Genomic DNA, 15,165 nt, shown 5'->3' with positions numbered 1-15,165 from the left:
CGTCTCCTTCCTACTGTCCCGGGGCATTTTGCGCGCCGCGCACCGACGTGTCGCTGCCCCGGGGTTCCAGGCAGCGCGCGTCGGTGTTCAGCGGCACCTGCCTGAAGTCGGTTCCGTTGCGGCGCTCGGTCTGCTCGTAGCCCTTGGTGCAGGGCAGCGGGTCGAAGACGTTGAGCACCAGGCCGAAGTGCGCCGTGCCGTCGCCGGGCACCACGGAGTGGCCGGCGGTGACGACGGACGGGTACAGCGTCATGATCAGCTCCAACCCGTCGGTACGGGTCGCCAGGATTCGCGATGTGGTGGTCAGGTTCGCCAGCAGCGGACCGAGCTGCTGGTTCTCTTGCAGGAACGCGCTGACCTGCCGCGCGGCCGGTGGGGCGCGTTCGATCACGGCTCGCAGATCACCGTCGGAGCGCTCCAGCGACTCCGACAGCAGCCGCAGGTCCTTGCCGAACGACTTGATCGCCGAACCCTGCTCGTTTTGGGTGGCCAGTACGGTTTTGCCGTCTTCGAGCAGCCGCACCGTCTGCGGCAGGTGCTCCTGCGCGGCGGCGGTGAACTCGCGGCTGGTGTCCAGGATGGTTTGCAGATGGCCGCCGTTGTCGCGGAACGCGGTGCCCAGTTCGCCGACGACGGTGCGCAGCGAGTCTTCGGGCACCGAGTTGGCGAACGAGTCGAGGTTCATCATCAGGTTCTCCACCGGCAGCGGCGTGGTCGCGGACTCCTGCGCGATCACCGAGCCGTCCTGCAAGAACGGTCCGTCGTCGCGCTTGGGCCGCAGGTCGACGTACTGCTCGCCGACCGCCGACCGGTTGGCCACCACGGCTTGCACGTCGGTGGGGATTCGCGGCGCGCTGGATTCGATGTCCAGCGGCACCTCGACCCCGCCGCCGGTCAACCGGATGGTGCCGACCCGGCCCACCGGCACGCCGCGGTAGGTGACCTCGGCGTTGTCGAAAACGCCGCCGGTGTCGGCTAGTTGCAGCGTCACCACGTAGCCGCGCGGGCCGAACAGCCGGTCAAGTCCCGCGTAGCGGGCTCCGGCGTAGCTCACGCCCACTAGGGCGATCGTGACGAACGCGATGATCTGCAGGCGAACTCGACGAGTGAGCATCAGCGGCCACCTCCCAGCAACGAGCCCAGCAGACCGCCGCCCGGGTTCTGCTCCCGGTCCGGTTCGGCCGGCGGTTGCGGGGGCTGCACCGGCGGGGACAACGGCAGTGGGATCGAGTTCGGCACGCTCGGCGACGGCAGCAGCGGCTGTCGGCTGCGGCCAAGGTTATCCAGCACGTGGGTGAGATCCAGGTCCACGTTCGCATAGAGGTTCGTGTAGTCGCTGTTGCCGATGCCGTCCACCGCATTGTCCGGGAACGGGAACGAGACCAGCACCTCCAGCGACTTCGGCAGGCTCTCGCCCGCCGCGGCGAGTTGATGCAGCACCGGTGCGAGCTGGTTGAGGTCGTGCACCAGGTCGTCCCGGGAGTGGTTGACCACGTCGGTCGCCACGCCGGAGAGCTTGTCGAGCGACTGCAGCATGGTGACCAGCTGGGTGCGCTGCTCGTTGAGCACCCGCAGGCCCGGTTCCAGGTCGCGCAGCGCAGTGTCGATGCTGCCGCGCTGATCGTTGAGCCGGGCGCTGAGCCGGTTGATGCTGTCCAGGGCGCGGGTGATGTCGTCGCGCTGGGCGTCCAGCCCGGCAACCAGTTCGTCCAGGTTGGACAGCAGGCCGCGGACGTCGGACTCACGCCCTTCCAGCGCGGCGTTGAGTTCCTTGGTGATGTTCTGCAGCTGCGCGACGCCACCCCCGTTGAGCAGCAGCGACAGCGCCCCGAGCACCTCTTCCACCTCGGGGTTGCGCCCGGTGCGCTCGATGCCGATCAGGTCGCCATCGGCCAGTCGGCCGACCGGGGGGCGCCCGGCCGGCGGTGCGGCGAGCTCGACGTACTTCTCGCCGAGCAGGCTGGACTGCCGCAACCGGGCCGTCGCGTTGGCCGGGAGCTTGACGTCGCCGTTGACCTCCACGGTCACCTGCGCCTGCCAGGAGTCGGGGGCGAGGTCGATGCTCGACACCCGGCCGACCGGCACGTCGTTGACCCGGACCCCGGCGTTGGGCACCAGGTCCAGCACGTCGGCGAAGCGAACCCGCACCTTGTATGGGTGGCTCCCGACATCCGCACCCCCGGGCAGCGGCAGGTCGTAAACCCCGCGAGAGCTACACCCGCCGAGCACCAGCAGGGCCACGACCACCGCAGCCCCGGCCCGCACCGCTGCGCAAAGCGAGCCTGGAAACAATCCCTTCACCGAGCACCTCCCGCGGATTGGGTGGACAGCGGGAGCGGCAGCGGGGGGAGTTTGCCGTTCTGCACGGCGTTGAGGGTTTCCGCCGGGGTCGGCGGTTTCACCACACCGTCGAGGATCGGCTGCAACGACGCGCAGGCGTCGCGGACCTCCTTCGGCACATCCGCCGGGCCGTGCTGCTGTAGCAGCTTGCACACCGATACCAGCGGCGGCTGGTTGAGCTCGTTGATGTCCGCGCGCGTGTCCAGCGTCCCCGAAGCCCCGTTGTAGGCGTTGTTGAGGTTGCTCAACGCCAACGGCGCGTTGTTCAGCGACTCGCTGAGCGCCGCCTTCTGCTCCACCAGCACGTTCGCCACCGAGTTCAGCTGGTCCACATTGGACTTGAGCAGTTCCCGGTTGTCCCGCACGAACGCCTCCACCTTGCCCAGTGCCACGGCCAGCTCCGCCAGCGCGGCGCTCATGTCCTCGCGCTCGCCGGCCAAAAACGAGCTGACCTGCTGCATCTGGGTGTTGAACCGGCGCACCTGATCATCGTTGGCGGCCAGCATCGAGGTGAACCGCTGCAGGTTGTCGACGGTGGCGAACAGCTGATCGCTGTTGCCGGACAACGTGGTCCCGGCCTCGCCGAGGTTGCGGATGGTCTCCGACAGCGCCTGCCCGTTGCCGTGGAGGTTCGCCGCCCCGGTGTTGAGCAGTTCGGTCAGCGCGCCGTCGGCGTTGGCGCCGCCCGGCCCGAGCGCGGTGGTGAGGTCGTTGAGGCTGCGGTAGATCTGGTCCAGCTCGACCGGTGTCGCGGTGCGCTCCTTCGGGATCACCGCGCCGTCGGCCAGCTGTGGCCCGTCCCGATAGACCGGGGTGAGCTGCACGTACCGGTCGCTGACCACGCTCGGCGCGACCGCCACCGCGCCCGCATCGGCGGGTACTGCCACGTCGCGGTCCACGCTCATCACGACGCGGACCAATCGGCCCTGCGGCACGACCTCGTCGATGGTGCCCACCGGCACCCCGAGGATCCGCACATCGCCACCGGGATAAATGCCCACCGCGGCGTTGAAGTACGCGGTGAACGTCCGCTCGGCGGAGCCGAAGAACACCCACCACACCCCGAGGGTCGCGGCGAGCACGACCACCACTGCGATCGACAGTGCCCTGGTCAGCGAAAGGCACGCGCTGGTCATGGCTGGCAGCCCTTCTGGTTGATCGGACCGACAGCGGGCGGCAGCAGGCCGCAGATGTAGGTGTCGAACCACCGCCCGTTGCCCAACACGTTGGAGAACAACCTGGTGAAGGGCGCGAACATCGCCAGGCTTCGGTTCAAGTTGTCCTGGTTGCGCTGCAACATCTTGGTGACCCGGTCCAGCTGTCGCAGGGTCGGGCCGATCTGTGCGGCGTTGTCGTCGACCAGCGCGGTCAGCTGCGCGGACAACTTGCGGGTGCCCACCAGCAGCCCACTGATCGAATCCCGCCGCGCCCGGATCTCCTCCAGCAGCAGGTTGCCATCGGCTAGCAGCTTCTCGAAGTCGGCGTCGCGGTCGGCGACCGTCTTCGACACCTGCGCGGTGTTTTTCAGCAGGTGCTCCAGCTGCTCGTCCCGCGAGGAGATCGTTTCCGACAGCCGGGACAGCCCGTTGAGGGCGCCGCTGACCTCGCCGGGCGTGCCCGAGAACGTGTCGGACAGCGTGCGGAAGCTCTGCGCTAGCTGCCTGGTGTCGATCTTGTCCACTGTGGTCGAAAGATCGCTGAACGCGTTGATGACGTCGTAGGGCGACATGGTGCGTTGCAGCGGAATCGGCTCAGACGGCGAGAGTTCCTTGCCGCCCTGCGGATCCAACGCCAGGTATTTCTGCCCGAGCAGCGTCTTGATCCGGATCGCGGCGGTGGTGTGGTCGCCCAGCCATGCGTCGCCGACCCGGAAGCTGACCAGCACGTGATCGCGCTCGATCTCGACGTCGGAGACGGTGCCGACCTTCACCCCGGCGATGCGCACCTCGTTGTCCGGACGCAACCCGGCGGCCTCGGTGAACTGCGCGGTGTAGGTGGTGTCGCCGACCAACGGCAGCCGCTCGAAGTTCAGCGCGAGCAGGAAGAGCAGCACCAGCACCAGCAGGCCGGCGATGCCGATCTTGAGCGGGTCGCGCCGGGAGAATGCGGTCATCGCTGGCACCTCGGCTGGGTCACGGGTGCCAGCGGCACCGGCAGCCGGAGATCACCGACGCCGACCGTGCCGCTCGCCTGGCACATGTAGAAGTTGAACCACGAGCCGTGGCTGGCGGTCCGGCCGATCGTCTCAAGCTTGCCCGGCATGTTCCGCAGCACCTGTTCGGTGATCGCTTCGTGGTCGTTGAGGTTCTGTGACAACGCGCCAAGTCCGGCGATGTCCTGTTGCAGGCCCGGCCGCGCCTCGGTCAGCAGCCCGGCCGTGCTGTTGGTCAGCCCGTCCATCGCCGTAATCGCCGCGCCGATCGAGTTCCGGTCGGCGGCGAGCCCGGACACGACCTGCCGCAGCTGGCCGATCAACTCCGACAGCTGCTGGTCGCGGGCGTTGACGGTGTCCAGCACCCCGTTGAGGTTGTCGATGACCTGCCCGATCACCTGGTCGCGGGAGGCGATCGTGGCGGTCAGCGAGGCGGTGTGGGCCAGCAGGCTCTCCACGGTGCCGCCCTCGCCCTGCAATACCTGGATGATCTCGTAGGACAGCTTGTTCACGTCCGCCGGCGAAAGCGCCTGGAACAGCGGCTTGAACCCGCCGAGCAGCACCGTGAGGTCCAGTGCCGGTTTGGTGCGCTCCAACGGGATCTGGCCGCCGACGGGCAGGAAACCGCCGGAATTGCCCGCGCCCTGCTCCAACGCGATGTAGCGCTGGCCAACCAGGTTGCGGTACTTGATGGTTGCCGTCACCGAGCTCGGCAGCCGCCGGTCGGCGACGTTGAACCGCACCTCGGCGATCCGACGGTCGACCACCTTGATGCTCTCCACTTCGCCGACCTTCACCCCGGAGATGCGCACCTCGTCGCCCTCGTTGAGGTTGGTGACGTCGGTGAACCGCGCCGTGTAGGACTGCGCCGGGCGCAGGTCTTGGTTGGCGATGGTGAGCACCAGCAATCCGGTGGCCAGCACGGTGACCAGCACGAAGATCAGGAACTTCACCAGCGGACCGGTGATGCCGCGGCCGTTCATCGGTAGCTCACCTCCGCTCCGCGCAGCACGGGCCCGACCAGCAGCGATCCCCAGTCCGGCACGTCACTCGCGTCCCGTCCCAGCGCGGGCGCCAGCAGCGTCGCCACCATGTCCCGCTCCGCCGGGGAGTTCACCCACGTCGTGGACTGCGGCGAGGTGCTCGCCGGCCGGTTGGCCTGCCCCGTTGGCGGCGGGTTCAGGCCGCCGGAAGGCCGGGACGCGGGCGGCGGGACCGAGCCGTCCTTGAACGGCCCGTCCGCCGGGTACTCCGGCACCGGGTCCGGCAGCTGCGCGGGGTGGTAGCAGCGCGGTCCGCGCTTGTCGGCGTACTCCGGCTCGTCCTGGTTCGGGATGTACTTGCCGCGATGCGCGGTGACCTCCAGGGTGATGTGCAGCCCCGGTTCCGCCGAACCGTCGCCGAACGCTTGCCGGATCCGCGGCGCGAATTCGGCCATCTGCCGCAGGAAGCACGGGTACTCGGGGGCGTACTTTGCCAGCACGTCCAGCGTCGGCCGCTGCGTCTGGCCGAGCCGGATGATGTTCTGCCGGTTGTCCCGCAGGAACGTGGTCAGGTCCCCGGAGGTGGTGGTCAGCTGCCCGGTCAGCGCGGTCAGGTTCTCCCGCTGTGCCACCAGGGTCCGGGCCGTGGTGCTGAAATTGTCCAGCGCCTCCAGCACATCCGGGGCGGCCTGTTCGTAGGTCTCCGCGACACCGACCAGTTCCCGCAGGTTCTTCCGCAGGTCCGGGACGGACGGGTTGAGCCCGTCGAGATAGGTGTTCAGCCGCGACAAGGTCTCGCCCAGCGGCTTGCCGCGCCCGGACAGCGCCTGGTCCAGCGCGTTCAGCGTCACCGCCAGATCGTCGGGGTGCACCGCCTGCAGCACCGGCATCGTGTCGGACAGCACCTGCTCCAGTTCGATGCCCGCGCGGGTGCGGTCCTGCTCGATCACGTCACCGGAGGCCAGCGACCTGGTCGAGGGCAGCTCCGGAAGTTCCAGCGACACGTACCGCTCGCCGAACAATGTCCTCGGCAGCAGTCGCGCCGACACGTTCGACGGCAACTCCGCCGCCTGGTCCGGGTCCAGCGCCAGCCGCAGCTCGGCACCGTCCCCTGTGGACGTCACGCGCACCACCCGGCCGACGACCATGCCGCGCACCTTCACGTCCGACTCCGGCAGCAGCTGGTTGCCGGTCGACGGCGCTTTCAGCACCACGTCCACACTGGACGCGAAGGCCTTCTGATAGATCGCCACGGTCACGCTGACGAACAGCACCATGCACAGCAGCAGCGCGAGACCGAGCGCCCGGCGCCGCACCACCCGAAGCGTCATGAGCGACAATTTCCATACCTCCCGCTCATGAAACCCGCGCCCGGGTGCGGGCGCCCCGCAAGACTCCGGTGCGGGCGTCCCGCAAAACTCCCGTGCGGGCGTCCCACAAGATCCTGGTCAACGCGCCTCGGGTGCTCATCCCGTGATCCGAACCGTCGTCGTGGTGCCCCAGATAGCGAGGCTGAGAAAGAAGTCCAGCAGCGCGGTGGTCACGATCGCGGTGCGCACCGCGCGGCCCACCGCGATCCCGACCCCGGCCGGGCCGCCGCTGGCGCGATAGCCGTAGTAGCAGTGCGTCATGATCACCACCACGCTGAAGACCAGCACCTTCCCAAAGGACCACAGCACGTCCTCGGGCGGCAGGAACAGGTTGAAGTAGTGGTCGTAGGTACCGGCGGACTGGCCGTAGAGGTAGATCGTGACCGCGCGGGCGGCGATGTATGACGTCAGCAGCCCCAGCACATACAGCGGGATCACCGCGATGAACCCGGCGATCACTCGGGTGGTCACCAGGTACGGCAGGCTCGGCACGCCCATCACTTCCAGGGCGTCGATCTCGTCGGAGATCCGCATCGCCCCCAACTGCGCGGTGAAGCCGGACCCCACCGTGGCCGACAGCGCCAACCCGGCCACCAGCGGCGCGATCTCTCGGGTGTTGAAGTACGCCGAGACGAAACCGGCGAATGCCGAGGTCCCGAGCTGGTCCAGCGCGGCGAAGCCCTGCAGGCCGACCACCGTGCCGGTGAAAAGTGTCAGGCCGATCATCACGCCGACCGTGCCGCCGATCACCGCCAGCGCACCGCTGCCGAAGCTGACCTCGGCGAGCAGCCGCAGCGTTTCCTTGGCGTAGCGGGTGATCGCCCGCGGGATCCAGGCCAGCGACCGGAGGTAGAACGACATCTGGTCGCCCAGGTCGTCCAGCATCTCCAGCGGCCGCCGAGCCGCGCGCTTCGCACGCCGCGAGATCGTCACCATGCCACGTCCGCCGTTCTGATCTTCGCGGCGGCGAAGCCGCTTGCCCGCGCCGCCACGCAAAACGGGTCTGGAAACGGGCTTTCAGGCATGTCACATTCCCTTTGGTGGCACGAGTTGCAGGTAGAGCGTGGTCAGCACGAAGTTCACCGCGAACAGCAGCAGGAAGGTGATCGCCACCGACTGGTTCACGGCGTCTCCGACGCCCTTCGGGCCGGGCGGCGGGCGCAGGCCCCGGTAGGCCGCCACCACCCCGGCCAGGAATCCGAAGATCACCGCCTTGAGTTCGCCGATCCAGAGGTCCGACAGCTGCGCCAGCGCGTTGAAGCTCGCCATGTACGCGCCCGGCGTGCCGCCCTGCATGATCACGTTGAACGTGTAGCCGCCCAGCACGCCGACCACGCTGACCATGCCGTTAAGCAACAGCGCCACCAGCATCGCGGCCAGCACGCGCGGCACCACGAGCCGCTGGATCGGCGAGACGCCCAGCACCTCCATGGCGTCGATTTCGTCCCGGATCTTGCGGGAACCCAGGTCGGCGCAGATCGCCGAACCACCGGCCCCGGCGATCAGCAGCGCGGTCACGATCGGGCTGGCCTGCTGGATGATCGCCAGCACGCTCGCCGCGCCGGTGAACGACTGTGCGCCGATCTGCCTGGTCAGCGAGCCGAGCTGGAGCGCGATCACCGCGCCGAACGGGATGGACACCAGCGCGGTCGGCAGGATCGTCACGCTCGCGATGAACCAGCACTGCTGGATGAACTCGCGGATCTGGAACGGTCGGCTGGGCATCGCCCGCGCCACGTCCAGCGCCAGGGCGAAAAGCCGACCGGTCTCACGCAGCCCACCCGCGCCCGGAAATCGCGGCTGGGATGGCGCGCTCACGGCTCACCCCGCTTACGACCAAACCAACGACGTCGTGGTTGCTCGGCCGGTTCCGGCCGGTATCCGGCGTGCCACGGCGGTTCCGCCGGAGCCGGTTCCGGCTGCCTCGGCCGCGGCGACGGGCGTACCCGCTGCGGCACTTCGGCGACGTCCGCGGCCGGTGGCCAACCCGGGCCCCGCACTTGCACCGGTTCGGTCCGCTGCGGCCATACCCCGGTCGCCGGACCGGCGAAGCCGCAGCGCGCCAGCTCCTCCGGGGTCAGTGTCTTCAGGATCTCCTGCTGGGCGGCCGGGGCCAGCGTGTGAAGTTGGCGCAGTACGCGGTCCTTGCGACGGCCGACCGCCGTGCGGTCCGGCAGCCCCGGCGTGACTTCCAACTGCGGCATGATCTGCGGCACGCCGAGATCGGCGCCGCGCAATTGCGCCAGCTCGGCCGCGGCCTGTGCGGCGTCTTTCTCCTCGCTCATCCCGATCGGGCCCTGCGGCCGGCCGTTGAGGAACTGCTCCACCACCGGCTCGGTCGAGGTGAGCAGCACCTCGCGCGGCCCGAACATCACCAGGTTGCGGCTGAACAGCATGCCGATGTTGTCCGGCACCGTCCGCGCGGTGTTGATGTCGTGCGTGACGATCAGGAACGTCGCGTCGATCTGCGCATTCAGGTCGACGATCAACTGGTTCAGCAGCGCGGTGCGCACCGGGTCGAGCCCGGAATCCGGCTCGTCGAACAAAATGATCTCGGGATCCAGCACCAGCGCGCGGGCCAGCCCGGCCCGCTTTCGCATGCCGCCGGAAATTTCGCCGGGCACCTTCTCCTCGGCACCGAGAAGACCGACCATCTCCATCTTCTCAAGCACCACATTGCGGATTTCGGCCTCGCTCTTGCGGGTGTGCTCGCGAAGCGGGAACGCGATGTTGTCGTACAGGTTCATTGAACCGAACAGCGCACCGTCCTGGAACAGCACGCCGAATAGCTTGCGGATCTCGTAGAGCTTGCGTTCCGAACAGGTGCAGATGTCCACCCCGTTGATGACCACCCGCCCCGACTCCGGTTTCAGCAAACCGACCAGGGACTTCAGGAACACCGATTTCCCGGTGCCGGACGGCCCCAGCAGCACGCTGATCTCGCCGGGAGGAAGCGTCAGCGTGACATCCCGCCAGATGGTCTGCGCGCCGAAGGACTTCGACAGTCCGTCGACGACCACCTCGACGCCCATCCGAACCTCCGCGTCCCTCGATGCCACCGGGTCGTCCCGGAAAGGCAGCCTGGCACAGGTGACGCGCATAACGAAGGCCAGCGGCGTCACACCTATGCAACGAGCTCGACGCGGGTGGGTTACTCGTCAGTTCGGTCGGATTCGGCGGGCCCCTGGATTTGTCCGATAAATTGCGATTCGCTATTCCGCAAAGCAAAAAGACGGGCACCCGCGACTGCGAGTGCCCGCCTTTGACCGGGAGTCAGCTGCTCACTTGAGGGAGACCGACGCGCCGGCGTCTTCCAGCTTGCCCTTGGCTTCTTCGGCCTTCTCCTTGTCGACCTTCTCCAGGATCGGCTTCGGGGCGCCCTCGACGAGCTCCTTGGCCTCCTTCAGGCCCAGGCCCGAAACGATCTCGCGGACGACCTTGATGACCTGGATCTTCTTGTCGCCAGCGCCCTCGAGGACGACGTCGAACTCGTCCTGCTCCTCAGCGGCCGGGGCAGCGCCACCGGCGGCCGGGCCGGCCACGACCGCGGCCGGGGCGGCGGCGGTGACGTCGAAGGTCTCCTCGAACTCCTTCACGAAGCCCGTCAGCTCCAGGAGGGTCATCTCCTTGAAGATGTCCAACAGCTCTTCGTTGCTCAGCTTCGCCACGACGGCGTTCCTTTCCGTTCGATGCCCGGACACCGGCAGTGTCCGGGTGGGGTTTTTCTGCGACCGACAACCACGTCCACCGGGGACTCAGGCGTCGGCGTCGCCCTTCTTGTCCTGCAGGGCGACAGCCAACCGAGCCACCTTGGTCGCCGGCGCGGCGAACAGCGCGGCGGCCTGGCCCATCTTGGCCTTCATGGCACCGGCCAACTTGGACAGGGTGACCTCGCGGGAGTCGAGGTCGGCAATGCTCTCGACCTCGGACACGGACAGCGCGCGGCCGTCCATGTAACCGCCCTTGATCACCAGGGCGTTGTTGTCCTTGGCGAACTCTTTCAGCGCCTTGGCCGCGTCGACCGGCTCGCCCTCCACGAAGGCGATGGCGGTCGGACCGACGAACAGGTCGTCGAGGCCTTCGACGCCGGACTGCTCGGCGGCACGCTTGACCAGCGTGTTCTTCGCGACACGGTAGGTCGCGCCCGCACCGAGGGCACGGCGCAGCTCAGACAGCTTCGCCATGGACAGCCCGCGGTACTCGGTCACGACGGCAGCGGTCGCGGTGTTGAACCGCTCCGCGATCTCGGTGACCGCATCAACCTTGTCGGGCTTCGCCATGTCGCCTCCTCTCTATTTCCGACTGTGATCCGCATCCAGCCGGTCCTGAGACGACAAAACGCCCCGGCGCAGCAAGCACGGGGCGTCAAGATCATGGGCGCGCGGGCGCGCACGGATAGCCTCGTCCCTCCTGCGCGGGCCGCCCGCATCTCACGGGACCTTAGTTCTCCCCGCCCTTGTCAGGGCACGGAGAAGACCAGCGGTCTTGGGTGGAACCTTCCCCAGGGTACGCGACGCGATTCGGGAACTTCCAGGCACCCCGGAATCCGGCGGTCGAGAGCCGCATCGGCCGCGAACTTCCCGGGCCGACCGCGCGACATCGTCGCGGACCACCGAGGCCCCGAATCACCGGTGATGACCTTGGCCGCACGGGCGGGCATCATGTGGGGCGTGGCTGATCAGAACGAGCGACCCACGCCGCCGGATGCCGACGCGAGCCTACCGGCGAAACCGGGTACGGCGGAGGTCGTCGACGCCGAAGTCGTGGACAGCGTCGGGGCCGACGTCGTGGCCGCCGACTCGGCGTCGTCGGCTCGTCGGCAGCAGCCCGCCGCCGATGAGGAGTTCCGGCAGTACCAGCAGTTCCTGGAATTCCAGAAGTTCCGCGAGTGGCAGCAGACTCAGGGCGGCGACGTCGCGGTGCCGCCGACGGGCGCGCCCCCGGCGGCGAAGCCGAAAACGCCCTGGTGGAAACGGGCCTTGCGGCTGCTGCGCTACAAGATCGTCCGCCGCCTTATCTACCTGCTGCTCGCGCTGCTGCTGATCCCGTACGCGATCGACTACTACTTCAGCGGCGGCAGCGGCTCCGGTGACGGTGGCACCGGGACGGGCGGGGGTGTGCCGGTCGATTCGGTGCCGGTGAAGTCGACGAATCCGCAGCAGGCGGTGCGCGGCGTCTACAACTGGCTGCGCGGACCGGATCCGGAACGGGCATGCGATCTGTTCGACCCGGCAGGCGAATCCGGCTTCGCCGCCGCCTACCAAGCCCCGGACTGCCCCACCGCGGCCCGCCAGGTGCACGACCGGATTTCGGACCCCGGCGCCTACGCGAACCCGAAGTTCGACCACAACGCGGTGACGATCGTCGGCCCCGAAGCGCAGGTCCTCGGCTGCCGGATGCAGGTCGGCGGCGGCCCCCTGCTCGGCAGTTTCAAGCTCACCCAGCAGCCCGACGGCGGCTGGACGATCAGCGCCTACGCACTGCAAGCCGCCAGTTGCGGCTGACCCGGTTTCCCCAGTTCGGAAGGCGAGAAGGGCGGGCCGACCGTGCGGTCGGCCCGCCCTTCTCGGCGGAACTTCAGCGGGTCAGGCAGAGGCCGACAGACCGCGAGTCGCGCTCGGGTCCACCGGGATGCCCGGTCCCATCGTCGTGGTGAAGGTGACCTTCTTCAGGTACCGGCCCTTCGACACCGACGGCTTGGCGCGCAGGATCTCGTCCAGCGCCGCCGCGTAGTTCTCCACCAGCTTCGCGGTGTCGAAGGACACCTTGCCGATGATGAAGTGCAGGTTGGCCTGCTTGTCGACGCGGAAGTTGATCTTACCGCCCTTGATGTCCGCGACCGCCTTGGTGACGTTCGGGGTGACGGTGCCGGTCTTCGGGTTCGGCATCAGGCCGCGCGGGCCGAGCACCCGCGCGATCTTGCCGACCTTGGCCATCTGGTCCGGGGTGGCGATCGCCGCGTCGAAATCGAGCCAGCCGCCCTGAATGCGCTCGATCAGGTCATCGGAACCAATCGCGTCCGCACCGGCGGCCTCGGCCTCAGCGGCCTTGTCGCCGACGGCGAACACGATGACGCGGGCAGTCTTACCAGTGCCGTGCGGCAGGTTCACGGTGCCGCGGACCATCTGGTCTGCCTTGCGGGGGTCGACGCCCAGCCGCAACGCCACCTCGACGGTGGCGTCGTACTTGACCTTGGCGGTCTTCTTGGCCAGCTCGGCGGCTTCCGTCGGCGCGTACAGCCGCGTCCGATCGACGAGCTCGGCCGCCTGCTGGTATGCCTTGCTGCGCTTTGCCATTTCTGTCCCTATCGAAGGTGGATCAGTTGTGGTTGGTCGGGCTGCGCTAGGAGCCCTCCCACAGCGTTCTTGCCTCGCCGTCTCCGGCTGTGGGTCAGCCCTCGACCGTCAGGCCCATCGACCGAGCGGTGCCGGCGATGATCTTGGCGGCCTGGTCGATGTCGTTGGCGTTGAGGTCGGCCATCTTGGTCTGCGCGATCTCGCGGACCTGGTCCATAGAGACCTTGCCGACCTTGGTCTTGTGCGGCTCGCCGCTGCCCTTGGCCACACCCGCCGCCTTGAGCAGCAGCTTGGCGGCCGGCGGGGTCTTCAGCGCGAAGCTGAAGGAGCGGTCCTCGAACACGGAGATCTCGACCGGCACGACGTTGCCACGCTGGTTCTCCGTGGCGGCGTTGTAGGCCTTGCAGAACTCCATGATGTTGACGCCGTGCTGACCCAGCGCCGGGCCGACCGGCGGGGCCGGGTTGGCCTGGCCGGCCTGGATCTGCAGCTTGATGATCGCTGCGAGCTTCTTCTTCTTGGGCGGCATGTTTGCTTCCTGTGTCTTCGCTATCCGGTTACCCGGTCCCGCCTAATGGCGGGGCCGAATCTGGCGAGACCACGAAACGGTGGCATCGCCCGGTTCTGCGCGCGGGTCCTGCCAGATCCACGCGCAGCCGCCGCGCTCCCGCACCGGGGAGGACGGTCAGATCTTGGAAACCTGGTTGAACGACAGCTCAACCGGCGTTTCGCGGCCGAAGATCGACACCAGCACCTTGAGCTTCTGGGCGTCCGGGTTGACCTCGTTGATCGTCGCGGGCAGTGTCGCGAACGGCCCGTCCATCACGGTGACGGACTCGCCGACCTCGAAGTCGACCTCGACGGCGGGCTTGGCCGCAGCCTGGGCGGCGGTCTTCTTGCCGGCCTCGGCCTTCTTCTCCTCGACCTGCGGCGCCAGGAACTTCAGCACCTCGTCGATGGTCAGCGGCGACGGCTTGGAGGTGGCGCCGACGAAGCCGGTGACGCCCGGCGTGTTCCGCACCGCGCTCCAGGACGCGTCGTTGAGCTCCATCCGCACCAGGATGTAGCCGGGCAGCACCTTGCGCTGCACCAGCTTGCGCTGGCCGTTCTTGATCTCGGTGACCTCTTCGGTCGGCACCTCGACCTGGAAGATGAAGTCCTCGACGTCGAGCGTCTGGGCCCGCGTTTCGAGGTTGGTCTTGACCTTGTTCTCGTAGCCCGCGTAGGAGTGCACGACGTACCAGTCGCCCGGGGCGCGGCGCAGCGCGGCGCGGAGCTCCTCGACCGGGTCCGGCTCTTCCTCGGCGGTTTCGTCGGTTTCATCGGCACTCGCGGCCTCGGCCTCGGCCGGCGCCTCGGTCTCGTCGGCCGAACCGGTGTCCTCGCCGGACTCGGCGCCGTCCGCGGAATCGACTGCGTCGACCGAGTCCGCGGTCGCCTCGACCTGGTCGGCCTCGGGCTGCACCTGCTCGTCGGTGAGGCCGGTGGATTCCTGGCCCTCGTGGGAGGTCACAGTCGGTCTCGCTTCCTCTCGTGCGTTGCGTGCCGGGTCGTTGCTCCGCCGCCGGCACCACCTAGCGCGGGTCCTGAGCCGTTCAGCCGGAGCCGAACAGCCAGCCCACGCCCCTGGCGAAGAGCACGTCCACGCCGGCCACGAACGCCACCATGATGCTGACGAAAACCAGCACCACGAGGGTGTAGGTCGTCAGCGCCTTGCGCGTCGGCCAGATGACCTTGCGCAGTTCGGCGACGACCTCGCGCAGGAAGCGTCCGACCTTCCGGAACAGCGAAACCCGACCCTGCCGACCGTCCCGCGAGGGGGTCGGTCGACCCTTCGACTCAGTTGTGCGCGCCGGGTCGGCTCCGGCCGGACCCGACTCGCCGGACCGGCCCTTGCGACCGGCCGGGCGGGCGGAGGCACGGCGCTCGCGCCGCGCCGCGGCGCTGGACGGACGGGCAGCGTCATTACGCGCTCCGCCCTGCTCCTGCTCGCGGTCCTCGCTCACGCCCATCCTCCGCTCACC

16 protein-coding genes are annotated in these 15,165 nt (G+C 68.4%); 1 reads left to right on the top strand and 15 read right to left on the bottom strand.

The annotated features are described in order from the left end of the window. Window positions 1-10 precede the first annotated feature (10 nt). The 11 genes from BJ970_RS11185 to rplJ form a co-directional block, all read right to left on the bottom strand. Window positions 11-1,114 carry an MlaD family protein gene (locus BJ970_RS11185; protein WP_184726198.1) on the bottom strand — a complete coding sequence of 368 codons (1,104 nt, stop codon included), beginning with the start codon at window positions 1,112-1,114 and terminating at the stop codon, window positions 11-13. Continuing rightward, the gene (locus BJ970_RS11180) at window positions 1,114-2,301 is read right to left on the bottom strand and encodes an MCE family protein (RefSeq protein ID WP_376775019.1); all 1,188 of its coding nucleotides are present in this window, start codon (window positions 2,299-2,301) and stop codon (window positions 1,114-1,116) included. Before BJ970_RS11180 ends, BJ970_RS11185 begins: the two co-directional genes overlap by 1 nt. Further along, on the bottom strand, window positions 2,298-3,476 hold the full coding sequence (locus BJ970_RS11175) for an MCE family protein (RefSeq protein ID WP_184726197.1): 1,179 nt from the start codon (window positions 3,474-3,476) through the stop codon (window positions 2,298-2,300). Before BJ970_RS11175 ends, BJ970_RS11180 begins: the two co-directional genes overlap by 4 nt. Beyond that, window positions 3,473-4,453 (bottom strand): MCE family protein, encoded by a 981-nt coding sequence (locus BJ970_RS11170; protein ID WP_184726196.1) that lies wholly within the window; start codon window positions 4,451-4,453, stop codon window positions 3,473-3,475. The genes BJ970_RS11175 and BJ970_RS11170 overlap by 4 nt, the downstream gene beginning before the upstream one ends. Further along, on the bottom strand, window positions 4,450-5,475 hold the full coding sequence (locus BJ970_RS11165; protein ID WP_184726195.1) for an MCE family protein: 1,026 nt from the start codon (window positions 5,473-5,475) through the stop codon (window positions 4,450-4,452). Before BJ970_RS11165 ends, BJ970_RS11170 begins: the two co-directional genes overlap by 4 nt. Further along, window positions 5,472-6,806: an MCE family protein gene (locus BJ970_RS11160; protein WP_184726194.1), complete on the bottom strand. Its 1,335-nt coding sequence runs from the start codon at window positions 6,804-6,806 to the stop codon at window positions 5,472-5,474. The genes BJ970_RS11165 and BJ970_RS11160 overlap by 4 nt, the downstream gene beginning before the upstream one ends. A 135-nt stretch (window positions 6,807-6,941) precedes the next feature. Next, window positions 6,942-7,781, bottom strand: coding sequence for an MlaE family ABC transporter permease (locus tag BJ970_RS11155; RefSeq protein WP_184726193.1), 840 nt, complete (start codon window positions 7,779-7,781; stop codon window positions 6,942-6,944). 90 nt (window positions 7,782-7,871) lie between these two features. After that, window positions 7,872-8,663 (bottom strand): MlaE family ABC transporter permease, encoded by a 792-nt coding sequence (locus BJ970_RS11150; RefSeq protein WP_184726192.1) that lies wholly within the window; start codon window positions 8,661-8,663, stop codon window positions 7,872-7,874. After that, window positions 8,660-9,877 (bottom strand): ABC transporter ATP-binding protein, encoded by a 1,218-nt coding sequence (locus BJ970_RS11145; protein ID WP_184726191.1) that lies wholly within the window; start codon window positions 9,875-9,877, stop codon window positions 8,660-8,662. Before BJ970_RS11145 ends, BJ970_RS11150 begins: the two co-directional genes overlap by 4 nt. A 249-nt stretch (window positions 9,878-10,126) precedes the next feature. Next, entirely contained in the window at window positions 10,127-10,513 is a 387-nt protein-coding gene (gene rplL / locus BJ970_RS11140; RefSeq protein ID WP_184726190.1) for a 50S ribosomal protein L7/L12, read from the bottom strand. Between the two features lie 87 nt (window positions 10,514-10,600). Continuing rightward, a complete protein-coding gene (rplJ, locus tag BJ970_RS11135) occupies window positions 10,601-11,125 on the bottom strand; it encodes a 50S ribosomal protein L10 (RefSeq protein ID WP_184726189.1) in 525 nt (174 codons plus the stop codon). Window positions 11,126-11,506: 381 nt separating this feature from the next. Between rplJ and BJ970_RS11130 the strand changes: the two genes are divergently transcribed. Then, complete coding sequence (locus BJ970_RS11130) at window positions 11,507-12,349, top strand: hypothetical protein (RefSeq protein ID WP_376775116.1); 843 nt, start codon at window positions 11,507-11,509, stop codon at window positions 12,347-12,349. Window positions 12,350-12,430: 81 nt separating this feature from the next. Here BJ970_RS11130 and rplA read toward each other — a convergent pair whose 3' ends face one another. From rplA to secE, 4 genes are all read right to left on the bottom strand, one after another. Continuing rightward, window positions 12,431-13,141 carry a 50S ribosomal protein L1 gene (gene rplA, locus BJ970_RS11125; RefSeq protein ID WP_184726187.1) on the bottom strand — a complete coding sequence of 237 codons (711 nt, stop codon included), beginning with the start codon at window positions 13,139-13,141 and terminating at the stop codon, window positions 12,431-12,433. A gap of 94 nt (window positions 13,142-13,235) precedes the next feature. Continuing rightward, on the bottom strand, window positions 13,236-13,670 hold the full coding sequence (gene rplK, locus BJ970_RS11120) for a 50S ribosomal protein L11 (protein WP_010315507.1): 435 nt from the start codon (window positions 13,668-13,670) through the stop codon (window positions 13,236-13,238). Between the two features lie 156 nt (window positions 13,671-13,826). Continuing rightward, window positions 13,827-14,654, bottom strand: coding sequence for a transcription termination/antitermination protein NusG (gene nusG, locus BJ970_RS11115; protein ID WP_184726186.1), 828 nt, complete (start codon window positions 14,652-14,654; stop codon window positions 13,827-13,829). Between the two features lie 82 nt (window positions 14,655-14,736). After that, on the bottom strand, window positions 14,737-15,147 hold the full coding sequence (gene secE / locus BJ970_RS11110; protein WP_184726185.1) for a preprotein translocase subunit SecE: 411 nt from the start codon (window positions 15,145-15,147) through the stop codon (window positions 14,737-14,739). Between the last annotated feature and the right edge of the window lie 18 nt (window positions 15,148-15,165).

Source organism: Saccharopolyspora phatthalungensis, assembly GCF_014203395.1.
GTDB lineage: Bacteria > Actinomycetota > Actinomycetes > Mycobacteriales > Pseudonocardiaceae > Saccharopolyspora > Saccharopolyspora phatthalungensis.
The sequence above is the reverse complement of the archived record's forward strand: the minus strand, read 5'-3'. Positions and strand labels throughout refer to the sequence as shown.